Annotated in this window: 23 protein-coding genes and 1 pseudogene; 20 read left to right on the top strand and 4 right to left on the bottom strand. The window is 46.2% G+C overall.

Annotation, left to right across the window (positions count from 1 at the left end):
* Nucleotides 1-14 precede the first annotated feature (14 nt).
* From BN3656_RS11785 to BN3656_RS11830, 9 genes are all read left to right on the top strand, one after another.
* Nucleotides 15-542, top strand: a complete 528-nt coding sequence (locus BN3656_RS11785; RefSeq protein WP_066548376.1) for a (2Fe-2S)-binding protein — start codon at nucleotides 15-17, stop codon at nucleotides 540-542.
* Nucleotides 539-2833, top strand: a complete 2295-nt coding sequence (locus tag BN3656_RS11790; protein WP_066548378.1) for a xanthine dehydrogenase family protein molybdopterin-binding subunit — start codon at nucleotides 539-541, stop codon at nucleotides 2831-2833. Before BN3656_RS11785 ends, BN3656_RS11790 begins: the two co-directional genes overlap by 4 nt.
* Nucleotides 2830-5196 (top strand): FAD-dependent oxidoreductase, encoded by a 2367-nt coding sequence (locus tag BN3656_RS11795; RefSeq protein ID WP_066548380.1) that lies wholly within the window; start codon nucleotides 2830-2832, stop codon nucleotides 5194-5196. Before BN3656_RS11790 ends, BN3656_RS11795 begins: the two co-directional genes overlap by 4 nt.
* A gap of 78 nt (nucleotides 5197-5274) precedes the next feature.
* Entirely contained in the window at nucleotides 5275-5670 is a 396-nt protein-coding gene (locus BN3656_RS11800; RefSeq protein ID WP_066548382.1) for an iron-sulfur cluster assembly scaffold protein, read from the top strand.
* A 13-nt stretch (nucleotides 5671-5683) separates the two neighbouring features.
* Nucleotides 5684-6766: a DVU_1551 family NTP transferase gene (locus BN3656_RS11805; protein WP_066548383.1), complete on the top strand. Its 1083-nt coding sequence runs from the start codon at nucleotides 5684-5686 to the stop codon at nucleotides 6764-6766.
* Nucleotides 6767-6933: 167 nt separating this feature from the next.
* On the top strand, nucleotides 6934-7200 hold the full coding sequence (locus tag BN3656_RS11810; RefSeq protein WP_066548386.1) for a hypothetical protein: 267 nt from the start codon (nucleotides 6934-6936) through the stop codon (nucleotides 7198-7200).
* Between the two features lie 260 nt (nucleotides 7201-7460).
* Nucleotides 7461-7712, top strand: coding sequence for a hypothetical protein (locus tag BN3656_RS11815; protein WP_066548388.1), 252 nt, complete (start codon nucleotides 7461-7463; stop codon nucleotides 7710-7712).
* A gap of 31 nt (nucleotides 7713-7743) precedes the next feature.
* Nucleotides 7744-8658 carry an amidohydrolase family protein gene (locus tag BN3656_RS11820; RefSeq protein WP_066548392.1) on the top strand — a complete coding sequence of 305 codons (915 nt, stop codon included), beginning with the start codon at nucleotides 7744-7746 and terminating at the stop codon, nucleotides 8656-8658.
* A 713-nt stretch (nucleotides 8659-9371) separates the two neighbouring features.
* On the top strand, nucleotides 9372-9773 hold the full coding sequence (locus BN3656_RS11830) for a molybdenum cofactor biosynthesis protein MoaE (RefSeq protein WP_066550773.1): 402 nt from the start codon (nucleotides 9372-9374) through the stop codon (nucleotides 9771-9773).
* Between the two features lie 178 nt (nucleotides 9774-9951).
* Here the strand turns inward: BN3656_RS11830 and BN3656_RS11835 are convergent, their stop codons facing one another.
* The 3 genes from BN3656_RS11835 to BN3656_RS11850 form a co-directional block, all read right to left on the bottom strand.
* Nucleotides 9952-10167, bottom strand: a complete 216-nt coding sequence (locus BN3656_RS11835) for a transposon-encoded TnpW family protein (RefSeq protein ID WP_066548395.1) — start codon at nucleotides 10165-10167, stop codon at nucleotides 9952-9954.
* The gene (locus BN3656_RS11840; protein WP_081422948.1) at nucleotides 10145-10510 is read right to left on the bottom strand and encodes a cysteine-rich VLP protein; all 366 of its coding nucleotides are present in this window, start codon (nucleotides 10508-10510) and stop codon (nucleotides 10145-10147) included. The genes BN3656_RS11835 and BN3656_RS11840 overlap by 23 nt, the downstream gene beginning before the upstream one ends.
* A 385-nt stretch (nucleotides 10511-10895) precedes the next feature.
* Complete coding sequence (locus BN3656_RS11850) at nucleotides 10896-11255, bottom strand: TnpV protein (RefSeq protein ID WP_242962994.1); 360 nt, start codon at nucleotides 11253-11255, stop codon at nucleotides 10896-10898.
* Between the two features lie 656 nt (nucleotides 11256-11911).
* Here BN3656_RS11850 and BN3656_RS11860 point away from each other — a divergent pair.
* Both BN3656_RS11860 and BN3656_RS11865 read left to right on the top strand, forming a co-directional pair.
* Nucleotides 11912-12154: a TraM recognition domain-containing protein gene (locus BN3656_RS11860; protein WP_066548401.1), complete on the top strand. Its 243-nt coding sequence runs from the start codon at nucleotides 11912-11914 to the stop codon at nucleotides 12152-12154.
* A 279-nt stretch (nucleotides 12155-12433) separates the two neighbouring features.
* A pseudogene (locus BN3656_RS11865) lies at nucleotides 12434-12985 on the top strand (reverse transcriptase/maturase family protein); the annotation flags it as partial.
* A 174-nt stretch (nucleotides 12986-13159) separates the two neighbouring features.
* On the opposite strand, the gene BN3656_RS11870 reads toward BN3656_RS11865, so the two are convergent.
* Nucleotides 13160-14044: a LysR family transcriptional regulator gene (locus BN3656_RS11870; protein ID WP_066548406.1), complete on the bottom strand. Its 885-nt coding sequence runs from the start codon at nucleotides 14042-14044 to the stop codon at nucleotides 13160-13162.
* Nucleotides 14045-14223: 179 nt separating this feature from the next.
* On the opposite strand from BN3656_RS11870, the gene BN3656_RS11875 reads away from it, so the two are divergent.
* The 9 genes from BN3656_RS11875 (at nucleotide 14224) to BN3656_RS11920 (ending at nucleotide 23790) form a co-directional block, all read left to right on the top strand.
* Nucleotides 14224-15000 carry an SDR family NAD(P)-dependent oxidoreductase gene (locus BN3656_RS11875; protein WP_066548410.1) on the top strand — a complete coding sequence of 259 codons (777 nt, stop codon included), beginning with the start codon at nucleotides 14224-14226 and terminating at the stop codon, nucleotides 14998-15000.
* A 14-nt stretch (nucleotides 15001-15014) separates the two neighbouring features.
* On the top strand, nucleotides 15015-16235 hold the full coding sequence (locus tag BN3656_RS11880; RefSeq protein ID WP_066548413.1) for an OFA family MFS transporter: 1221 nt from the start codon (nucleotides 15015-15017) through the stop codon (nucleotides 16233-16235).
* A gap of 351 nt (nucleotides 16236-16586) precedes the next feature.
* On the top strand, nucleotides 16587-16841 hold the full coding sequence (locus tag BN3656_RS11890; protein WP_066548423.1) for a type II toxin-antitoxin system Phd/YefM family antitoxin: 255 nt from the start codon (nucleotides 16587-16589) through the stop codon (nucleotides 16839-16841).
* Nucleotides 16841-16987, top strand: coding sequence for a type II toxin-antitoxin system YoeB family toxin (locus BN3656_RS11895; protein WP_081422949.1), 147 nt, complete (start codon nucleotides 16841-16843; stop codon nucleotides 16985-16987). The genes BN3656_RS11890 and BN3656_RS11895 overlap by 1 nt, the downstream gene beginning before the upstream one ends.
* 163 nt (nucleotides 16988-17150) lie before the next feature.
* Nucleotides 17151-19025 (top strand): TIGR03960 family B12-binding radical SAM protein, encoded by a 1875-nt coding sequence (locus BN3656_RS11900; RefSeq protein ID WP_066548424.1) that lies wholly within the window; start codon nucleotides 17151-17153, stop codon nucleotides 19023-19025.
* Entirely contained in the window at nucleotides 19022-19771 is a 750-nt protein-coding gene (locus BN3656_RS11905; RefSeq protein ID WP_066548425.1) for a TIGR03936 family radical SAM-associated protein, read from the top strand. Before BN3656_RS11900 ends, BN3656_RS11905 begins: the two co-directional genes overlap by 4 nt.
* Nucleotides 19771-20982: a ribonuclease E/G gene (locus BN3656_RS11910; protein WP_066548427.1), complete on the top strand. Its 1212-nt coding sequence runs from the start codon at nucleotides 19771-19773 to the stop codon at nucleotides 20980-20982. The genes BN3656_RS11905 and BN3656_RS11910 overlap by 1 nt, the downstream gene beginning before the upstream one ends.
* Nucleotides 20979-22337 carry a Trk system potassium transporter TrkA gene (gene trkA, locus BN3656_RS11915; RefSeq protein WP_066548429.1) on the top strand — a complete coding sequence of 453 codons (1359 nt, stop codon included), beginning with the start codon at nucleotides 20979-20981 and terminating at the stop codon, nucleotides 22335-22337. The genes BN3656_RS11910 and trkA overlap by 4 nt, the downstream gene beginning before the upstream one ends.
* Nucleotides 22338-22350: 13 nt before the next feature.
* Nucleotides 22351-23790 carry a TrkH family potassium uptake protein gene (locus BN3656_RS11920; protein ID WP_066548431.1) on the top strand — a complete coding sequence of 480 codons (1440 nt, stop codon included), beginning with the start codon at nucleotides 22351-22353 and terminating at the stop codon, nucleotides 23788-23790.
* The last annotated feature ends 269 nt before the right edge of the window (nucleotides 23791-24059 follow it).

Below are 24059 nucleotides of genomic sequence, written 5' to 3' on the forward strand. Positions count from 1 at the left end.
AGGAAAAAAGCAATATGAAAGAACTTGTTCAAAAAATCATTACCTTGAAGGTAAACGGAAAGGATTACGACATCACCGTGGGAACGGGCAGAAATGATATGCCCGAAAGCGAGACTCTGGCTCATACCCTCAGGGATCGTCTGGGCCTTACAGGCTTAAAGATCGGATGCGATCAGGGAGCCTGTGGCTGCTGTACCGTGATCATGGACGGAAAGGCAGTTACGTCATGCATGACATTGACTATGGATTGTGACGGATCAGAGATTACCACAATTGAAGGTCTGGCTGACCGGGCCACAGGAGAACTGGACGGCCTGCAGCAGGCATTTTTAGACAACTGCGGTTATCAGTGCGGCTTCTGTATTCCCGGTGTGATCATGACAGCAAAAGCGCTTTTAAATGAAAATCCGGAACCCACAGAGGAAGAGGTCAGAGAAGCATTAGCCGGAAATTACTGCCGCTGCGGAACACACTATACGGCAGTAGAATCCATTATGGCCTATGTAGAAAGCAATAAAAGCAAAAAGGAGGAGCAGGAATGAAAGAATTAAAGTATGTAGGCAAGGAAAAGGTTCGCCTGTTAGGTCCTCAGATTGTAACGGGAAAAGCAAAATATACCGGTGATTTTAAGCTGCCTGGTATGCAGTACGGAAAAATTTTAAGAAGCCCCCATCCCTATGCCAAAATCGAAGCCATTGACGTTGAAAAGGCCAAGGCTTATCCCGGAGTTACTGCCGTTGTGACCTGGAAGGATGTGGATCCGAATATTTACATCACAAACGGTTTTACCCCTCCTAAGCATCATCATATTATGGATCAGTATGTCCGTTTCATCGGAGATGCAGTTGCCCTGGTAGTTGCCGAGACAGAGGATATTGCTCTGGAAGCAATGAAGCTGATTGACGTAACCTACACAGTGCTTAAGCCCATATTCACCATCGAGGAAGCGCTGGCTCCCGATGCACCACAGCTTTATCCTGAATTTCCGGGAAATATTGCCCCTCACAAAAATAACCTGAACTTTGAGGTAGGAGATGTAGAGAAGGGCTTTGAGGAGTCAGATGTAATCGTTGAGGTTGATTCTTCTATCGAAAACGGACAGAATCCGCTTCCAGTAGAGCCTCCAGTTACCATCTGCTGGTATGAAAACGATACATATAACTTTATCGCATCTGCTGCTGCTCCTGCGTACTGTCATCAGAATGTGGCTTCATCCTTAAATGTGCCTTATGAGCAGGTACGCCTTACCGCTCCGGCAGTAGGAGGAAGCTTTGGTTCCAAGTTATACAGCGGCAATGTGCAGCCTCTTGTATTTACAGCAGTAATGGCGAAGGCTGCCGGATGTCCGGTTATGTTTAATTACAGCAAAGAAGAGCATTTTGCGATCCATCAGAACCGTATGGTTACCAAGGCTCATCTTAAATTTGGTATGAAGAAAGACGGTCTGGCAAGCGCAGTTGTTATGAATCAGGTTGCAGATGCAGGCGTTTGTGCTTCCACTCAGGAATTCATGCTGGCGGTGGGAACTAATACTCTTCCCATCCTCTGTAAAACAGACAATAAGAAATACGATGCAGAAGTAGTTGTTACCAACCATATGCCTTCCGGTTCCTTCCGCGGATATGGCTACATGGAGTCTACGGCTCTGGTAAGTCAGGCAATTATGGAGGCATGTATAAAGCTGGATATTGATCCTGTAACTTATCTGGTTAAAAATGCGATGAAGAAGGGCGACCGGTATCACAATGCAAATGCAGAGCCTCATCCATGGCAGTATAACAAGACGGCCGACTGGAGCGATCTGGTTGTCAAGACAGCAGATGCATTCCATTGGTCTGACCGATTCAAGGGCTGGGGCGTTCCTACCTGGGTATCTGCTGACGGAAAGAAGGTAAGAGGCGTGGGAGTAGGCGCTGCAGGCCATTCAGATACCGGCGGAAAGCCATCCAATGCCAATGTTACCCTTACCGGACTGGGCGCAGTCTATCTGTCAACCTGTATGTCTGAGTTTGGCGCAGGTACCAGAGACGTTATGCTCAAGGTTGTGGCAGAAGAGCTGGATATGCCGTTGGAGTCCATCCGTGTGTCCGATTCTGATACAGGAATGACGCCGCCTGATTTCGGTTCCACCGGTTCCCGTTCTACCTACTGCGGAGGCATCGTAGCAAAGCGCGCCTGTGAGGATGTGAAAAAGAAGCTTTATCAGCTGGCTCATGAAAAGCTCGGCCTTCCTGAGGATGATCTGGAATTTAAGGGCGGATACGTATGCCGTCTGTCCAATCCGGAAGAAAAATACTTTCTTTTCCCTCACCTGATGGGAAAAGTAGACGGCGTTACCGGCTGTGGCCATTTTGACGGTGTTCATGACAGTACCATTTTCCATCTTCAGTTTGTAGAAGTAGAGGTGGATCTGGAAATGGGTACCTTTAAACTTGTAGACCACTTTGGCGGATCTGATGCAGGCGTAATTGTAAACCCGCTTCCGCTGCGCAACCAGATGCAGTCCTTCTTTGCGGGAATTGATATCGCATGTATGGAAGAAACCGTATGGGATCCCAATGATTACCGGGTATTAAACGCAAGCAATATTGATTATAAGACAAGAACCTTTAATGATGTAGTTCCCCATGACCACATTGTCCTGGAGTCTATGAAGAATACAGAGAATGATTATCCATTTGGCGCAGTGGGAGTAGGAGAACCCTTACTGGCTCCCGGCGGTCCTGCCATCCGTATGGCAATCTACAATGCCTGCGGCATTAAGCTGGATTCTTATCCATTCTCACCTGCAAAAGTCCTGAAAGCGCTGAAGGAAAAGGAGGCAAATAAATGAAAAATTTTACATACATAAATCCATCTTCTGTGGAGGATGCGTCTGAGCTGCTGAAACAGTCCGGCACAGTTGCCATGGGCGGAGGCACGGATCTGATTGGCGTATTAAAGGACGGACTGCTTCCGGAATATCCGGAGCAGGTGGTTAGTTTAAAGAAGCTTCCCGGCTTGTCCCAGATCGAAGTAAAGGAGGACGGACTTCACATTGGCGCGGAGGCAACTCTGCGTCAGGTAGCTGATTCTGAAGCGGTAAAAGAGCACTGGGGTGCTTTAAGCACTGCCGCTACAAGTGTTGCCACTCCTAACATCCGCAATACTGCTACCGTAGCCGGAAATCTGTGTCAGGACATTCGCTGCTGGTATTACCGCTATCCGGATATTCTAGGCGGAAAGATTGACTGTGCACGTAAGAGCGGCCATCTCTGCTCCGCTATGATGGGTGAAAACCGTTATCACTCCATTTTCGGTGCAGCAAAGGTATGTGAGACTCCATGTACCGGAAACTGCCCAGCCCATACAGACATCTCCGCATATATGGAAATGGTACGCGCAGGAAGATATGAGGATGCGGCCCGCGTAATCCTGGAGGTAAATCCGATGCCGGCTATTACCAGCCGCGTATGCGCTCACTTCTGTATGGAAGGCTGCAACCGCAATACATATGATGAGAGCCTGAATGTAGGCGGCATTGAGCGTTATCTTGGAGATATGATCCTGGAGCATTCCGAGGACTTTATGCAGGGACCGAAGGAAGAAAACGGAAAGAAAATTTCCATCGTAGGTTCCGGTCCTGCGGGCCTGACCGCCGCTTTCTATCTCCGCCAGAGTGGCTTTGCAGTTACCGTATATGAGAAACAGAAAGAACCGGGCGGCTGCCTTTCCTATGCGATTCCGGCATACCGGCTTCCAAAGGATATCGTAAGAAAATTCGTCTCTGTTCTTAAAAATATGGGTGTCACATTCTGCTGCAGCTGTAATGTAGGCACAGACATTACTCTGGATGAAATTTATAAAATCAGCGACAGCGTAATGTTGGATACAGGCACATGGAAACGTCCTCTGATCGGGCTTGCAGGCGAAGAACTCACACGGTTCGGCCTGGAATTCCTGATTGACGTAAATAATTATATTCTTGACAGACCCGGTTCTGATGTTGTTGTAGTCGGCGGCGGAAACGTTGCCATGGACGTTGCCATCACTGCCAAACGTCTGGGCGCCCACAATGTAACCATGGTCTGTCTTGAGCAGAGAGATTCCATGCCGGCAAATGAAGAAGAGGTTACAAGGGCACTGGAAGAGGGCGTAAAGATCGTCAACGGCTGGGGACCCAAGGAAGTTCTGAGAACAGACGGAAAAGTCAGCGGAATCGTATTCAAGAACTGTCCTCAGGTTCTGGATGAAACAGGACGTTTCAATCCTGTATATGATGAAAACAATCTGCTTACAGTAGATGCAGATGTTATCATGATGGCAATCGGACAGAAGGCTGATCTGGACTTCCTGGAAGGCGCTTATGAGGTTGAAACTGAACGCGGACGCATCAAGGCATTAGAAGGAAACAAGACCAGCGTGGAAGGCATTTTTGCCGGAGGCGATGTAACAACCGGACCTGCAACCGTTATCAAGGCAATTGCGGCAGGAAAGGACACTGCGATCGCTATCCGCAAATACTGCCAGACAGACGCCCTTGAGGTTGAGAAGGCAGCTGCTGCCCGCCTGAAAGAAAAACTGGCATCCTTTACAAATGAGTGCCGTCATAATCACGAGGCAGCAAAGGCGTCCCTCCTTTCTGTAGAAGACAGAGCCATGGATAAGGAGGATTTAAGCGGACTGGATGAAAGTGCTGTAAAGCATGAGGCATCCCGCTGCTTCAACTGCGGATGTCTGGCTGTAAACCCAAGCGACATGGCAAATATGCTGTATGCTTACGGTGCAAAAATCCGTACAAATATGAGAGAGCTGGACGCAGAAACCTTCTTTGCAGGCTCTACCCGCGTAAAGGATACCTTAAAGCCGGGAGAAATTGTTCTGGAAATCGTAGTTCCAATGCCTTCTGAAGGCACAACTGCTGTTTATGATAAGTACAGAACGAGAAAATCAATTGATTTCGCTATTCTTGCAGTAGCAGGTACCCTTCGTCTGGAAGAAGGCATTGTAAAGGAAATCAGCCTTGTATTGGGAGCAGCTGCACCGATTCCTATGAAATTACAGGAGGCAGAGCAGTATCTGCTTGGTAAGGAACTTACAGAGGAAACCGCAAAAGAAGCAGCAGAGATTGCCCTTAAGAAGGCAATTCCTCTGGAGATGAACGGTTATAAGATTGAAATGGCAAAGGTTATGATCCGGAGATTCCTTGGATTCTGATTTAAGCCATCCAGTTGGATAAAATAAAAAGCGGGAGGACAAAAGACCTCTCCGGCATCAAAGAAAGGATATTGTAAAATGGACAGGGAGAAAATTCTGTTATACAGTGAAAAAAAAGAAAATCTGGGAAAGCCGGAGCACTTTCTGGGAGCGGGAGAGGTTAAAGAGCCGGGATGCGGCGACTGTCTGGAAATGTTTATTGATACAAAAAGGGAAGTTATTACAGAATTTCATTATACAGTTACCGATACCGCCTGCCCTCCGTTAAAAGCATGTGCCGCAAGAGTCGCAGAATGTGCACTGGGCAAACCTGTAATGGAAGCATATCTGATCAATGCCGCCCAGCTGTCTGAGTTTTTCGGCGGACTTGAAAAGGAGAGCATCCACTGCGCTCAGATGGCGGAAATCGGCCTTAAACGGACTCTTCAGGATTACGCTGTAAAGCGTGCAGAACGGATCAGCAAACAGGCATAAAAGAGGTAAACATATGAAGCAAACAGGCGCTGTAATTGCAGCAGCGGGTCTTTCCTCCAGGATGGGAGATTTTAAACCCCTGCTTCCCTTTGGAAAAGAATGTGTTGCCAGGCATCTGACGCAGATGCTTGCGCGAACCGGCGTATCCCCTGTTGTAATGGTTACAGGATACCGGGGAGAAGAGCTAAAACAGCAGTTAAAGGATACGGATATTATATTTATCCAAAATCGGCAGTATGCTTCTACGGAAATGCTCGATTCGTTAAAGCTGGGGTTCGAAGCAATTAAAGGACAATGCAGCGAGGTGCTTGTCATGCCCGTGGACGTGCCTGCCGTAACCGAAGAAACTGTAAAAAAGATCATAGACGCAGACAGCCCTATTGTCCGGACAAAATGTGCCGGACGGCGTGGACATCCGGTAAAACTCAGCTCAGTAATGATGGAAGCTGTATTATCGTATCAGGGAGAGCAGGGACTGAAGGGCTTTTTAAAAAGCTGCTCAGATTTGATTCTGGATGTAGAAGTCGCTGATGAGGGCAGTTTTGTAGATGCAGATACAAAAGAGGAATACCGCCGTCTGTTACAGTTGGAGGGCAGCAGAGGACAGGGATATCCTGATGGGGAAGCCTTAAAATGGCTCTTGGAAACCGCTCAGATGCCGGATCACCTCCGCCGCCACAGCGAGGCAGTGAGCCGTAAGGCTCTTTCCATGGCTGTAAAGCTGCAGGAAAAAGGGATACTCCTGGATTTGAATCTGGTTCGGTCCGCTTCCCTTCTTCATGACATCCGCAAGGGGAGCGCAGATCATGCAGCAGCAGGAGCAGCGCTTTTAAAGGAAAGCGGCTACAGCCGGGCAGCGGAGATTGTACGGCAGCACCACTGGCTGGACAGGATGCCCTCAAAGGCAGACGAAACCCTGGTTGTATATCTAGCAGATAAGATGATCCAGGGAGATAAAGAAGTATCCATCGACGAACGCTTTGAAAAAAGCCTTGCCAAATGTGCCGGAAACAGCGAAGCGCTGAAATGGCACAATAAAAAATACCGCCAGGCCAGGGAGGCATGGCAGGTATGGGAAGAAAGTTTTGTTTCATAGGTAAGTAAAATAAAAGTGTCCTGTCCGGAGGCTGAAAGCCGGATGGGGCGCTTTTTTGTTTTATATCCATGTAAAAATGTAAAAAAATAGTAAGACAGCAAAACACAGGTTTGTGGTATATTTAAGATATGGTATATCCTAAAATAACATGAAAAGGAGAGCTGTAATTGAATATAAAATATAAAATGCACGGTCTTTGGATTGTCCCTGCCTATTGTTTGATCACAGGAACGATTGGTTTTTATGCGGATATCACATACAGCGTTCATACAGAACAGGAAAACTACATACTGGAAGCAGCAATCTTTGCAATCGCTCTTTTGCTTGGAAGATTTATTTTTCGTTTTTTTTTCTCGAAAAATCCTGTTTTATTCAGCCAGTATAACTGTAATATTTCAGATAATCATAACAGCATTGGAACTGGTAATGCCTGACCTGTTAGGCGCTCTTGGGATAGTTCTATTTTTGTATCCTATAGGCTGGTACAGAATCATAATACGTCTGCTTGTCAGAATAGGTTCTGGTGGAGTTTTATCCTATTTTTTAGCATCACTATGCCCATATCTGTTTATTTTTTTTGGAAAACAAACTTCAGATTGAACTGTAAAACTGCACAGCAGACATACCGGCTCCCACTGGATTTAGCCGTCGGACTGTGTTATATTTATGGTATAAAAAGAAGGGAGGAACCTCTATGAAACGGAACATAAAAAAGACGGCTGTAGCGTTTTTTGCAGCGGCAGCTGTGTTTGCAATGGGTTCAGTAAGCACCTTTGCAGCCGAGCCGGGATGCGGCAGGTATTATGAGGACGCGGATCAGGACGGCGTCTGCGACCGTTATGGTGAAGCAGGACAGCGGGAAGCCTTCCACAGACCGCAAAGGGAACATTGCGGCGGCCATCACAGACAGGAAAAAGCCGGCAGAAAACATGGATGCCGTTTTTAAATAACAGAGAAAAGGCAGGTTAAAAGGAACTATGAAGATAATCGACAGCCACGCCCATATTGTCCAGTACATCGCAGGGATCGGCTCCGGCGGAGAGCTGCGCAGCATCGGCGGCGGAATGGCCCGCTATGCCAACGGACAGGTAGTCCGGATGATACCGGAGCAGTTTCATACAGACGGCGTAAGCCCGGAACAGCTTCTTGAAATCATGGATGAGAACGGAGTCGAAAAATCCGTGCTCCTTCAGGGAAACTTCTACGGTTTTCAGAATTATTATACCTGGGAGGCTGTAAAAAAGTATCCGGATCGTTTTATCGGCGCCGCCAGCTATGATCCCTATTCCTTTGACCGGGATGGAATCCGGCGCTTTCTGTTTGAAGAACTGGGATTTAAGATTGAAAAGTTCGAGGTCAGCACCGGCTCCGGCGTGATGGCAATCCATCCTGATTTCCTCATCGACGGAGAACGCATGGAGGAGGCCTTTTCCTATGGGGAGCGTATGGGCCATGTGATGGTTATTGACATCGGAAAGTGCGGCAGTAAAAGCGGGCAGGCGGAGGGACTTAAAAACGTAGTTACCCGCCATCCGGGCGTAAACTTTGTGATCTGCCATCTTCTGGCTCCCAACGGAAAGCAGGAGGAGGAACTGAAACGGGCTCTGGAAAGGCTGGCCCTCCCCAATGTATGGTTTGACCTGGCAAGCGTACCCCATAATTGTATGGATGCTTCCGAGCCCTGGAAGAGAGCCGGAGCCTATGTACGGCTGGCAAGAGACCTGGTGGGCGCAGATAAGCTGCTGTTCGGCACAGATATGCCTTCAGCCCTGAAAGAGGCTCCGTATGGCGACTATGTGCGCTGGATTCGGGAGATGGAAGGGCTAAATGATGCAGAGCGGGAACAGATCCTGTATCAGAATGCAGCGAAGGTTTACGCGGGCCTTTCCTGATCAAACAGACCAACATGTTCTGCAGCCCGAAAATCGCCTGATCTCTTTTCAAAAGGAGACGGGGCGGTTCTTTTTATTTCGGGCAGGTGTATCGGTTAAGCTCCTGACTGTGTTTTCCATACTTAATCACTTCTTGGGGACAGCGGCAGATACAGGTCATACAGTGGGTACATTTATTTCCCCAATGGGGTTTGCCGTTTACAAGCATTTTTGTAAAAAGATTACAGATTTTTCCCCGGGTTCTTTCGCTATCCTCCGGGCAGTATACTCACTGTTTCCTGTTCCTGTAAAATATAGAATCATCGTATTTTCACTTCCTTTCATTGAAATCCATTCCACCATTATACAGAAAAGTAAGGATGATAACAGCATTAAAAATATGTATGATAGATCATGTTTATCTCGCCGGTGATCGACATGGAAAAACAGAAACGCAGGAGTGCCGGCCTATGGTGTATGAGATCTTCTGGCTTCAATGAGATGGTTGTCATTCATTTAAAAACCGTTTATAATATAAAAATAACTATAAATGAGCAAATTTGAAAAATTGCATAAAATTATATTGCCAGCTTCATAAATGAATCAAAATCATTACTTGACTTCGCAGTGTCTTTCTTTTGTGCAAAATCACGAACTTGCTCATTTACAGAAAATAATATATTAAAATGTCGGTTTAATACAATAAAGAAAAGAGGATAAAATAAATGGATCGTATGGAGCATACAAAAACCACAGTACCTTCCATGGATGCATGGATTAAAGAGGCAAAAGAAGATAAAAGCGCACCTGAATGCGGAATGTATCTGTTCCACAATGGAATCGTCCGCCAGAGTGCGAAGGCAAAGGTAAGACAGGGAGACATTTCTGCATCCGATGTGAAAGGAATGGTATTCTCTTATGACAAAGAGAAGGTGGAAGAGGCAGTAGAGAACACACAGAATATGCCGGGAATCGGTTATGTCCGTGTATGGCTGAATGAAGGACAGCTGGAGGTAGGAGACGATATCATGCTGGTGTTAGTCGGCGGAGATATCCGTCCCCATGTGGTTGATGCTCTTCAGTCTCTGGTAGGCGAACTTAAAAACCACTGTGTAAAAGAAGAAGAATTATTTTAATATGTAAATCACTCTATGAAAAGGGGTTGTCGGGAAATAGATAGCCTAAAACAGGGCCGGTTGTGACTTATGCGAGTCACAACCGGCCCTGAAATTTTTTTATAAAAAAGAGAAAAAGATGGCTAACGATAACTATCTTTTCCCCGTTCCATGATTTTTCCTTCAGTCTGTTTTATGCTCATGATGCGCTCCTTTCAGACTGTCGGCTCATTTGTGGTGAATCTATTATACGACAAGTTCCGCCAGTTGTAACCGTTTCATTGCGAATCATCCGTAAAACTTTATCCTCCATTATTTCTTTCTCTGTATCGCTGAATATTACTTTAACTTTATAGGTGGTGCCGTCAATGCGGCGAGTCATATAAGAAAAATTACTGTTCTCGTTTTTTGCCATAGGCAGTTACCTCCGTGTTGAAATATTCATTATTTTTTCGTCTAATAGAAAAGGTATTAACACCCTGCCAATGCAAAAATACCCTCAAAAAGCCTTTGGCACAGCGCTGTGAGCAGTACACCCGTTTTCCGTCAGTTGGGAACGGCTTGCCGCATTGTTTGCAATGAGTGGTCGGTGTTTGCGTGAATACGGCTTCCAACCCTGCATCTTCCGGCAGGACAGACTTGCGGAAATATCTGCATAGTGCGCTGTTGGTAAAACAGATCCCCAACACTGGACAGTCACAGTCCAATGGCAGGCAGCCGTACTCGTTGTCGTAGTTGGCGCAGAGAGAAGTAACCAGCTTTTTTTGAAAATATTTTCGAAGGGAGGGGTCTGCGGTGTTCGACGATCCCGAACGATATGAACATGACGGTTTTTATGAAGAAAATACTGACTATGAAGATGAATATGAAACGGACGATTCCGATTACATAGTCGATGAGGAAGAAGATGAAAATCCCTTTGGGACGATGAGGAAGAAGCTGCTGACGATCTTCCCGAAAAGAAGCGGAAGAACCAAGTTGTTCTTGCTGACAATGATACGGATACCGAAGAAACCGAATTATCCGAACAAGCCATGTGCCAGATTGCAAAAGAAGAACAGCTTATCGAAGAACTGGAAGCCGACGCCGAGGAACATCCCTTTGAGGATGGTACTGACGAGGAAGAACCGGATCGTAAGAAGCTCAAACGAGAACTGCGGGCAGAAGCCCTTGCACGATTGGAGGATTCCTCCAGAACACAACGGGAGTTTGAAAATGTGATTGCATGGCGGGACAGACGCCTTCCTGCTTTGCCATAGCGGAAACGATGTTTTCAATGCGCTCGTTGCCGATTTGATCGATTTCAGCTAAATGCTTGAACAGTGTTCCCTCCAACACATAGTTGTTGTAGAGGATTTTACGGTACTCTTTCAGGTAGCTGCGGCGCATACGCCCGTATTTGCCTATCTGATATTCGCCGTCATCCGGCAAAGTAATGCTGGGAATGAAATAATCGCCCACTTGACGGTATGTACCGCCCATTTCTTCAAAGATAGTTTTCATAAAATTCAGCTCCTTTTGTGTTGATTTCCAGCGGTTATAAGGCTTTTTGACTCCATTCTTACAACTGCTTTTCAATTTACCACAAATGAGCCGCAGTCATATGTATTAGATGGCAGAAACCACCCTTTACATGTATAATTATTCAAGAAAAGTATGGAAAATCCAAGCAGTTTCAGTGGATAAATGGAAAAATGATTATACCTGTAGGATATGTGTCATACGAATATCCTAAATATAAAAGGCATGAAGTCAATAAATATGTGAGGAAATATTCCGACATCGAAAATTGTATTAGTTACGATGTTATGAAGTATATGGTGAAAAACGCTCTTTCGAGGTATATCGTACAAAAAGGTAAATGTGCGGTAACGCATAATGCTCTGTCAATATCAGATATGGTCTGTGTGCACATCAAACCCTGTAAGGGAGAGCGAAACGACACCTACAGGAATCTAATTATCCTGTCAAAAGCGGTATCAGAAGTGGTCAGAGCAACAAATCCGGAAAAAATCAGAAAGTTGCTTACAGACTTAGACTTGACCGAAGAAATGAAAGAGAAAATCAATAAACTCCGAAAACATAGGGAGTTGGAAGAAATATAATTCGAGGACTATATAGGCACTAAAAAGTAATCTTAGTCGGTGGAACGCCGTGTGATGGGAAACTATCACGCACGGTGTGGAGCGGCTGAAAAGCCCGAGGTGGTAACACCAGAGGCTTACCTATCTCTATTCGGAGAAATTCCCGATTTTGACAAAATGTTATCAACCATGAGGAAATACGAAATTTCCTGTACGATCATCCTCCAATCCCTGTCGCAGATTAAAGCAAAATATGACAAAATATGGGAAACCCTGGTAGGAAATTGCGTGCGCCCAGAAGTCGCCAGCGCATTATAAATTTGGCGGCGTGGTATTTATGAAATACTGCCTTTAGCAAGCAGTAGGTAAAAGTATCAAGTGATGAAAAATCACAACCTATTATTCTACAACTTATCCGAGAGGGGAAACCCAAATGGGAGTGTAGAATGTTGTCGCTCTTGTTAATAGACGAGATCCTGAATGATAAGGTACTAATCCTGTGTATCTGAAAATTCAAGAATAAAAATTCGTGTATGAGGTACAAAGCTAAACTGCCTGAACGATAGCCAGAGTGGGGGAATCCGCACTCCGCATACGAAAAGCATTGATGGCATGAGTGACGAAAGAATCCAAAGGATTATTGAATCCATGCGAGATAAAAGTTACTTGCCAAAACCTGCACGCAGGGAATATATTGCTAAGAAAAACAGCAATAAAAAGCGCCCGCTGGTAATCCAGTCGGGCAATGACAAACTGGTGCAGGAAGTAGTGAAAATGATTTTAGAAAGCATTTATGAGCCTGTGTTTAAGAAAACATCTCATGGGTTCAGACCAAACAAAAGCTGTCTGACAGCATTATACCAGATTCAGAAAACCTTTACGGGAACAAACTGGTTTGTTGAGGGTGATATACACGCCTGCCTCGACAGTTCTAATCACCACACAATCATCTGATTGCTGAGAAAACGCATTGATGATGAAATGTTCCTACAACTTATCTGGAAATTCCTAAAAGCAGGATATATGGAGCAATGGACGTACAATCGGACATACAGCGGTGTACCGCAGGGAGTAGGTGTCAGTCCAGTGCTTGCGAACGTGTATCTCCATGAATTAGACAAATTTATGGAAGAATACGCACAGAAATATAAAGGAGATCACAGTGACTCTGGCCGATGATTTTCCGAAAAAAAGCTGGTGCACCCGCCTGCTGCGAGGCAGGCTGGACATCACAGCCGATTATACCGGCTGGAAGCGGACCTCTTAGTGACGGTACCCCATTGAAGGTTTTTTTAATATAAAAGAAAACGTATCCCGTGAGGATTATGCAAGCCTTTCCCGACAAAATTCATAAAAATATTCCGCCGCTTTGGACCGCTTGATTTCTTTTGCAAGAGAGAGATAGGCGGTTCTTTTTGGATCCGGGTCAGTGAGCGTTAAAAGCTTTAAATCCATGGTGTGTAAAAAAGGATGATTCGGAAGAATGGCAATGCCAAAGCCGGCAGAGGCCAGTCCGGCGGCTACAAAGTCTTCCTCTGTTTCATAGCTGATGGAGGGAAACGTCCCAATCTGATAAAAAAGATGATCCGTAAACGCTCTCAGGCCGGACTTTCTGGACAGAAAGATATGAGGGAAGGAGAGTGTCTCACGTAATGAAATCTCATCCTTTCCGGCCAACGGATGATCTAGTGAAACCGCCGCAATAAAAGGCGGCTGTGCAAAAGAAAAGGATTCCATACAGAACGGATCTCCAGGCAATGAGGTAAATACCATATCGTAACGCCCCTCAAGAGCCTGATTTAACAGAACACGGCTGAAGCTGCTGTCTGTATGGAGCTGAAAGACGATCTTTTCTCCTCGGGCTGTCCTTTTAAAATCACGCATCAGAACGGGGACAAGACTGGATCCTAAATCCCTGGTACAGCCAAGAATAATAAGGCCGCTCCCGCTTTGGATCTCCTTTAAATTTCGGACCGTACGGTCTAGCTGCTCAAGAGAGCCTGAAACTGCTTCCAAAAAGACGGCTCCGTAACGGGTGAGGCGCACGTTCCTCCCTGATTTTTCAAACAGCTTGATCTCCAGCTCATCCTCCAGCTGTGCCATGGCATGACTCAGATTAGGCTGTGTAACGTGAAGAAGACTGGCCGCCTTTCCGTAGTGCTCCAGCTTTGCTATGGTTTCAAAATATCTTAAATGCTCCAGATTCATAAAACTCGTTCCTCCCTTTATCCATAGATGATATTCTTATCATATCAAAAATTCATGTATTTTTATTTATGGATTTAATAAAAATAATTCAATAGTATTTATGAAATAAAAGGTCCATAGTAATACATAATGATTGTTATAAAAGTAACAATCAACGAATTAACAGGAGGGATATGAAAATGGAACGAAAGGTAGTTCTTATTACCGGCGGAGCCATGGGACAGGGACGGGCTCATGCTCTGAAATTTGCAGAAAACGGATTTGACGTAGTGTTGGCGGATATGCAGGATCCGGCAGGAGAGGTATTTTCCTCTACCGTAAAGGAGATTGAGGCTCTGGGCGTTAAGGCGCTGGCTGTACGCTGCAATATCACAAGCGACAGTGATATGAAGGTGCTGTTTGAAAAAGCCTGGGAAACCTTTGGACGACTGGATGTGGTGGTAGCCAATGCAGGTGTGATCAATTTCGGCTATACCTGGGAGCTCACAGACGAACAGGTTCAGAAGGTGATCGACATTGACCTGATCGGTACCTGGCGTACAAATAAATATGCCGCTCAGTATATGAGGAAGCAGGGTTTTGGCCGCATTATCAACATTGCGTCTACCTCCGGAATGTATGGAACGCCCCAGCTGGCTACCTACTGTATGGCAAAATGGGGTGTGAGAGGACTTACAAAAACACTGGCCCAGGAGCTTAAAGGAACGGGAATTGTGGTAAATACCATCTGTCCGACCAAAGTAAAAACACCTATGTGTGAGACGGAAAGTTATGTGAAGTTTATCAATGATCTGACCGGAAACGATTTTAAAAACTGGCAGGAAATGTATGACGGCGTTCCTTTCCTAGATGTAGAGGATATTTCCGATATGGTTTACTGGCTGGGAACCAGCAGGGCCGGAGGCAAATTTTCCGGACGCGACCTGGGACTTGATCTGGGCACACTACAGCAGTAGGAGGGCAGAGGAATATGAAGATCACAAAAGCAACCAGATGGCGCGTATTTGCAGGCGTATGGATCCAGAGCCTTTTTACCTCTGCCACCGCATTTTTCAGCCTCTTTGCCCTGCCCCTTACCACCCGGTTTGGCTGGAGCAGCTCTGAATTCAGCATGGCCTATACGATTTATATGTTTGTCTACTGTGCCGTTGGATTTTTAGGCGGGCTTCTGGCTGAAAAGCTTCAGCCCAGAGTGGCGATCTATCTGGGACTGGCATTTTTTGCAGCCGGATGGTTTTTGACCGGCTTTGCTTCATCCATCCCGCAGCTTTATCTGTTTTATGGAATTTTTGCCGGAGCAGGAGCCGGCACCATTTATCCGGCCTGTCTTCCTACGGCTTTAAAATGGTTTCCTGATAAAAGCGGATCCATTTCCGGCCTGGTACAGGCCGGGGCATCTTGCGGGCCCTTCATCATGTCCCCGATTGCCCAGTGGCTCATTGATACCTACGGAGCACAGGCAGCATGCAAAATCCTGGCAGTTATCTTTCTGATCGGAGTGGGAGCAGTCGCCTGGATGATCGTGCCCTGTCCTGAGGGCTGGATGCCTGAAGGCTGGACTCCCAGTGCAGCTCAGTCCAAAGAATTAAACGGCAGCAATTACAATATTCCTCAGATGGTAAAAACGCCCGTTTTCTGGGTTATGCTCCTGATGTTCATTTTTGCAAATGCAGCCGGAACCATGATGGTAAGCGCCACCTCGCCGATTGCTCAAAACCAGATTGGACAGACTCCAATGATGGCCGCTATGTGCGTCAGCATTATGACCCTTGCAAATATGTGCGGAAGAATCGGCTTTGGCTTTATTTATGACCGGTTAAAGGGCTGGAACCCCCTGCTTCTGGTGCTTGCGATCAACGGCATTTCCATGTGTATGCTGACTGCCGCCCACTCTCTTTCATACTTTATTCTCTGCATCTGTCTGGTTGGCTTTTCCTTTGGAGGCCTGCTGGTAGTATTTGCACCTATGGTAAAAACCATTTTCGGTTCCCGTTTCTATAACCGCAATTATGGTCTGATTTTTATCGGATACGGAATCGGAGCCTTTGTGGGACCTAAAATCAGCGCCAGCTTCTATGATTCTACCGGCTCCTATGTTGCCGGATACATAGGTTCTGCCATACTTGCAGGAGCCGCGATCCTTCTGGTATTTATTGCAAAAAAGATGGCTCTGGCAATGCAGGCGGAATGATTGATTTACAAAATGTAATAATTCAGATTTAAAACAACAAAAGCCAGAAACAGCAGACACCCATCATGGGCTATGTTGTTTCTATAAGCAGGATAACGGCTCTTATCCGGCCAGCAGTTGGGAACTGATTTCTGGAAAACAGGTGTTTTATAGACACCCCGGAGAAATATGTGGGTGATGCCAGAGCCAGACTGGAATCTGTCATTGGGGAAGGTGTGGTCAAGCTGGAATAAGATTCCTTTCACAAAGACTATCCTATATCATCATGGTACTTGACAGGTAAAAGATGCTAATATATAATAAAAATACGAAAAACCATACGATTTTTAATGCAGAAATGAGGTGTTGAAAATGTTAGCAGTAAAGAGCATGGATGTTAGAGATAATTTCAAATCATTATGCGACAAAGTTTTTCGGGGTGAAACTCTCATTATATCAAGACCGAAAAACGAAAATGTTGTGATGTTATCTGAGGCAGAGTATAATGAAATGATGAAAGCGAAGAGAAACGCTGATTATCTTGCAATGATAGATAAATCTATGGCTGAAGCTGAAGCAGGTGGGTTTGTTGTAAAGACCATTGATGAGCTGGAGGCATACGAATAATGAATTTGGTATTTACTCCAACTGCATGGCAGCAATACACAGACTGGCAGCTGGAAGACAAAAAGATAGTTAAGAGGATCAATGAACTTATTAAGAGCATAGATCGGGATGGACTATCACAAGGACTTGGGAAGTATGAAGATTAGCACCGTTTCTGGTGCTTTTCTTTTTTACGAAAGCTGTCGGAGCTGTCATTTAGATAAGTTTGTAAGCCAACTCACGGTTGCCTAAATTCAGTATGTGTTGTATAATTATCCGCAATGAAGATATAAAACATTGCAAATCAAATAAAATCAAAAAGGAAAAAGAATGAGAAAATTAGCATTAAGTGATGAAATTCTGCTATCGATCCAGCAGCCTGCCCGCTACATCGGCGGAGAGGTAAATATGGTAGTAAAGGATCACTCCAAAGTACGTACCAGGTTCGCCTTCGCCTTCCCGGATGTCTATGACATTGGCATGTCCCACCTCGGCATCCAGATCCTCTACTCCATGTTCAACAGCAGAGAAGATGTGTGCTGTGAGCGTGTATACAGCCCCTGGGTGGACTTAGATCCCATTATGAGAGAGAAGAAAATCCCTCTTTTTACCTTAGAATCCCAGAAGCCGGTAAAGGATTTTGACTTTTTGGGCATTACCCTCCAGTATGAGATGTGCTACACCAATGTGCTTCAGATCCTGGATCTGTCCCAGATCCCCCTTCATGCCTGCGACCGTTGTGAAAATGATCCCATTGTCATCGGCGGCGGCCCCTGTGCCTACAATCCGGAACCGCTGGCGGACTTTTTCGACCTGTTCTACATCGGAGAGGGCGAGACTGTGTATTTTGACCTTATTGACCGTTATCAGGAAAATAAGGCGGCAGGCGGCTCCAGAAAGGATTTTCTGGAGATGGCGGCGGAAATTCCCGGCATTTATGTGCCCTCCTTCTATGATCCTGAGTATAATGAGGACGGCACCTTAAAAAGCTTTACCCCCAACAACAGCCACGCAAAAGAGAAGATCCGCAAGCAGGTCGTTGCCGATATGGACAGTGTGGGTTATATCGAAAAGCCTCTGGTTCCCTATATAAAGGTCACTCAGGACCGCGTGGTTCTGGAGATTCAGAGAGGCTGCATCCGGGGCTGCCGTTTCTGCCAGGCCGGAAACGTATACCGTCCCTTAAGAGAGCACAGCCTGGAATATTTAAAGCATTATGCCTACGATATGCTTAAGAGTACAGGCCATGAGGAAATTTCTTTAAGCTCCTTAAGCTCCAGCGACTATACCTATCTGGAGGGCCTTGTGAATTTCCTCATTGACGAGTTTAAGGGGAAAGGGGTCAATATTTCCCTGCCTTCCTTACGAATCGACGCCTTCTCCCTGGATGTCATGAGCAAGGTTCAGGATATCAAAAAGAGCAGCCTTACCTTTGCGCCTGAGGCCGGCTCTCAGCGTCTGCGGGACGTAATCAATAAGGGACTGACCGAAGAGGTAATCTTAAAGGGCGCTTCCGAAGCCTTCCAGGCCGGATGGAACCGGGTAAAGCTTTACTTTATGCTGGGACAGCCCACAGAGACCGTAGAAGATATGGAGGGCATTGCCCTGCTGTCTGAAAAGATCGCAGAAGCCTATTATGACATTCCAAAGGATCAGAGAAACGGAAAAGTCCAGGTAGTTGCCAGTTCCTCCTTCTTTGTTCCAAAGCCATTTACCCCCTTCCAGTGGGCCAGAATGTGCACGAAAGAGGAGTTTTTAGAGAGGGCCAATATTGTCCGCGGCAAATTCCGTGAAATGAAAAATTTCAAAAGCTTAAAATACAACTGGCATGAGGCAGAGCTGACCGTTCTTGAGGGCGTCCTTGCCAGAGGCGACCGCCTGGTAGGCCCTGTGATCGAGGAGGCCTACAAAAACGGTGCCATCTTTGATTCCTGGTCCGAGTTCTTTAAAAATGAGATCTGGATGGATGCATTTAAGACCTGCGGCGTGGACATTGATTTTTACACCACCAGAGAGCGCAGCTTGGATGAACTGTTCCCCTGGGATTTTATTGATGCAGGCGTGACAAAGGAATTTTTAAAGAGAGAATGGCAGCAGGCTTTAAATGGTGAGGTGACGCCCAACTGCCGCCAGAAATGTTCCGGCTGCGGAGCCATGGGCTTTGGCGGCGGCGTATGTTTTGAAACCAGGGGGAAAAACCAATGAAAATCCGTATTAAGTTCAGAAAAACAGGTATTATGAAATTCATCGGCCACCTGGATGTGATGCGCTATTTCCAGAAGGCCATCCGAAGAGCCGATGTGGAGATCTGCTACAGCGGGGGGTTCAGCCCTCATCAGATCATGTCCTTTGCAGCGCCTTTAGGCGTGGGAATCACCAGCAACGGCGAATATGTGGATATTGAAGTACACTCCACCGGCACCACGGCTGAGATGTTAGAGCGTTTAAATGCCGTTATGGCCGAGGGCTTTGAGATCGCAGAGTACAAGCTTCTTCCTGATACCGCTGCCAACGCCATGTCAAGTGTGGCTGCCGCAGATTACACCTTAACCTTCCGTCCCGGCTATGAGCCGGAGGAGGAAAGCGCAGAAGAGTGGTTTAAAAAGCTTACTGCTTTTTTTGACCAGCCTCAGGTTATGGTTCTTAAAAAGACGAAAAAAGGCGAAAAGGAAATGGACCTTAAGCCTCTTATCTATGACCTTGGCGTGATTGCCGGAAATGATGCAGCACAGTCACAGCTCTTTATGAAGATTTCCACCGGAAGCGCATCCAATATTAAGCCGGAGCTTCTGTTGGATGCTTATTATGAAGCACTGGGCAAGGAACGTTCTCCCTTTGCCTTTATGGTTCAGAGAGAGGAAGTATACGCAGATCAGGCATCAGAGCATGAGAGAGAGCAGGGAATTCATTCTTTTATTCCTCTTGGAGCTTTGGGACAGGACATTGAGTGATGGAAAAACGGATCATTACATGGCTTAGGGGCAGGATCTGTACTGCTTTTATCCAGGACGGCTCTTTGGTGGAGTTGACTCTGGAGGACGAGGATTGCTCTGTTTTAAACCGTATTTATGTGGGACGGGTACAGAAGGTAGTACCGGGCATCAACGCGGCATTTATCGACACGGGAGACGGTGTAGGCTATTACAGTCTTACAGAAAACCGCAGCCATCTGTTTACCGACAGGAACCGGAAAGAGGGGCCTTTGCGCCAGGGAGATGAAATCCTGGTGCAGATCAGCCGGGAGGGCGTAAAGACAAAGGCTCCGGTGCTGACAGCAAACCTGTCCCTTCCCGGCCGTCTCTGTGTGGTTACCGCAGGCAGAACAGGCATTGGCTTTTCCAATAAGATCAGCGACAGCCTGTTTAAAAAGGAAGCAAAGGCCTGTCTGGAGGAAGCTCCCTTAAGTGGGTTTGGCGTGATCGTACGGACGAATGCCTACCAGGCCGGCATGGATGCTCTTATAAAAGAATGTATCCTTTTAAAAGAACGTCTGGAAGCTTTAATAAAAGACGCGGCCTGCAGAGTGAGTGGTTCCTGCCTGTACCAGCCTCTGCCGTCCTATATTACAGGGGTGCGGGATGCCTATGAAGGCCGGCTTTCTTCTATTGTAACCGATGACAGGGGGCTGTATGACCAGCTTAAGGCCTATCTGAAGGAAGAGCAGCCTGAGGATCTGGAAAAGCTTGAATTTTATGACGACAGCCTTCTGCCTTTATATAAGCTTTACAGCCTGGAAACTGTACTGGATCGTGCTCTTGGAAAACGTGTCTGGCTTAAATCCGGCGGCTATCTGGTTATTGAGCCTACAGAGGCTATGACGGTGATCGATGTAAACACTGGAAAGTATGAAGGCAGAAAGAAAATGGCCGACACCATCCGGAAAATCAATAACGAGGCGGCTTTTACCATTGCAGCCCAGCTGCGTTTAAGGAATCTTTCAGGCATCATTATGGTAGATTTTATTGATATGGAGCAGGAGGAGGACAAAAAGGCCCTTTTAGACTGCTTAAAACAGGCTGTGTCAACGGATCCGGTCCGTACGGTGGTTGTGGATATGACGCCTCTGGGGCTGGTGGAACTGACAAGAAAAAAGGTAAGAAAACCGCTTTATGAACAGGCGGGACAAACCTATGACGGGATGCGGGGGGATAAAAACCTATGAAGATCATAATTGTTGGCTGCGGTAAGGTGGGAACCACCCTGGCTGAACAGCTGAACAGAGAAAATCATGATATCACACTCATTGATACGAATGAGGAAGCCATACAAAATATTTCCAACAGCGCGGATGTAATGGGCGTGACGGGAAATGGTGCAGTTTATCAGGTACAGATGGAGGCAGGGATCCAGGATGCAGATCTTCTGATCGCTACCACAAATTCAGATGAATTAAATATGCTCTGCTGTCTGATCGCAAAAAAGGCCGGAAACTGCCACACCATCGCCCGTATCCGAAATCCGGAATATTCATCCGAGATCCGTTATATCAGAGAAGAGCTGAATCTGTCTCTGGCTATCAATCCGGAGCTGGCAGCCGCCAGAGAAATCGCCCGCCTTCTTCGTTTCCCCTCTGCAATTAAGATCGAGCCTTTTGCAAAGGGGCGGATCGAGCTTTTAAAGTTCCTGATCCCGGAGCATTCTCTTCTGAATGATATGCGGGTCATGGACGTTGTAAACCGTCTAAAAAGCAATGTTCTGATCTGTGTGGTGGAGCGCGGAAATGACGTTGTGATACCGGACGGTAATTTTGTGATGAAAAAGGGAGATAAAATTTCCTTTATTGCCTCTCATCAGGAAAGTGCGGATTTCTTTAAAAAAGCGGGAGTTGACAATAATATTGTCAAAAGCGCAATGTTTGTGGGCGGCGGAAAGCTGACCCATTATCTGTGCAGGCTGCTGGAGGACACAAAAATCAAGATTAAAATCATCGAAAGAGACGAAGAGAGGTGCCGCCAGTTAAGCGAACTTCTTCCCAAAGCTATGATCATCCACGGCGACGGTACGGATGAACAGCTCCTTTTGGAGGAAGGGATCCGACAGACAGAGGCGTTTGCCAGTCTTACCGGCTTTGATGAGGAAAATATCATGCTGTCCCTCTATGCCTCCAGCCAGTCGAAAGCAAAACTTATCACAAAAGTCAATAAGATTGCTTTTGAAAATGTTATTAATTCTTTAAATCTCGGAAGTCTGATCCAGCCCAAGATGCTCACTGCTGAGATTATCCTCCAGTATGTCCGTGCTATGCAGAATTCCATGGGAAGCAGCAATATTGAGACTCTTTATAAAATTGCCGCAGATAAAGCGGAGGCGCTGGAATTTCGCGTAAAGGAGGGATCGCCGATTCTTGGCATTCCTTTGGAAAAACTGAAGCTGATCGATAATCTTTTAGTGGCCTGCATCAACCGGGGCGGAACGATCATCACTCCACGAGGCAAAGATACGGTTGAAGCTGGAGATACGGTTATTGTCGTTACGACTCATACAGGCTTAAACGATCTTACAGATATTTTAAGGTAAAGGCGGGAGAGAGATGAATCGAAGTATTATTATCTATATGCTTGGCTGGATTATGAACATTGAAGCCGTCTTGCTGTTTCTGCCTATTATTACGGCAGCCGTTTACCGGGAATCCGTAATCACCTTCTATCTGGCTGTTTCCTGCATCTGCGGAGTTTTGGGCTTTTTGTGTACCAGGAAAAAGCCCAAAGTAAAAATGTTTTTTGCAAAAGAAGGCTTTGTACTGGTGTCCTTAGGCTGGATCGTACTCAGCTTTTTTGGCTGTATGCCCTTTTGGCTCAGCGGCGAAATTCCTCATTTTATTGATGCGCTGTTTGAAATTGTTTCCGGTTTTACAACTACCGGAGCCAGTATTGTGCCAAAGGTAGAAGAGCTTTCCAAGGCTACTTTGATGTGGCGCAGCTTTTCCCACTGGATCGGCGGTATGGGGATTTTAGTCTTTATCCTTTCCATCCTGCCCATGACCGGGGATTACAATATGCATATCATGCGTGCAGAAAGCCCCGGTCCTTCTGTAGGAAAGCTGGTGCCAAAAATCCGCATTACAGCAAAGCTTCTGTACCAGATCTACTTTTTTATGACCATTGCTACCATGGGCTTTCTGCTCATTGGCGGAATGCCTGTATTTGATACCATCTGCATGAGTCTCGGTGCAGCAGGAACCGGCGGTTTTGCCTGCAGAAACAGCGGCCAGGCAGATTATACCTTGTATCAGCAGGCCGTTTTAAGTATCGCAATGATCCTTTTTGGCGTGAATTTTAATGTTTATTACCTGCTTTTGATCAAAAAACCCAAGGATGCCTTCCGCTGTGAAGAAATGCGCGGCTATCTGGCCGTCATTCTGGGAGCAGTAATCCTGATTACTCTGAATGTACGCCACCTGTTTCCATCCCTGTTTCTGGCAGTTCACCATGTTCTGTTCCAGGTAGCATCTATTATCACAACTACAGGCTATGCGACAGTGGATTTTAACCAGTGGCCGGAATTTTCCAAATGCATCGTTCTGCTTTTGATGTTTATCGGCGCCTGTGCAGGAAGCACCGGAGGCGGCATCAAGGTATCACGCATTATGATGGCCTTCAAGGAGGCCAAAAAGGAAATGGCAGCAGTGATCCATCCCCGCAGCGTCAAGGTGATTAAATACGAGGGAAAAGTGCTGGGACACCCCATCCTGCGTTCGCTGAATGCATATCTGATTCTTTATGCCCTGATTTTTGCAGTGTCTGTGCTGCTGGTCAGTCTGGATAACTTTGATTTTGCCACAAGTTTTTCTGCGGTGGCTGCAAACTTTAACAACATTGGGCCCGGTTTATCGACCGTCGGACCAAGCTCTAATTTTTCCATGCTGTCTGATTTATCAAAGCTGGTATTGATCTTTGATATGCTGGCCGGACGGCTGGAGCTTTTCCCGATCTTGGTGCTGTTTTCGCCAGGAACGTGGAAGAAAGGATAACTGAAAGACAGCGTCTGTTCTCAGAAATGTGAAGGGAGCAGGCGCTGTTTTTATGTTATCCTTCTTTTATCGCAAAACATCGTAAAACAACGCCATCCTTGGATTTTCATATTTTCTTGACGTAGTGCCCCTTGTCCGTTATAATAAATAAAGTAGCTGGCACAAGCCAGCGTTCCCGGCTGAAGCCGTTCCCGCAAAAGCGGAATATTTAAAAATAAACATGCGTAATTGATACCAGGAAGGTACAAAAATCCGACAGGATAGGTACA

The organism is Clostridium sp. AT4, from assembly GCF_001517625.2.
Classification (GTDB): Bacteria; Bacillota; Clostridia; order Lachnospirales; family Lachnospiraceae; genus Enterocloster.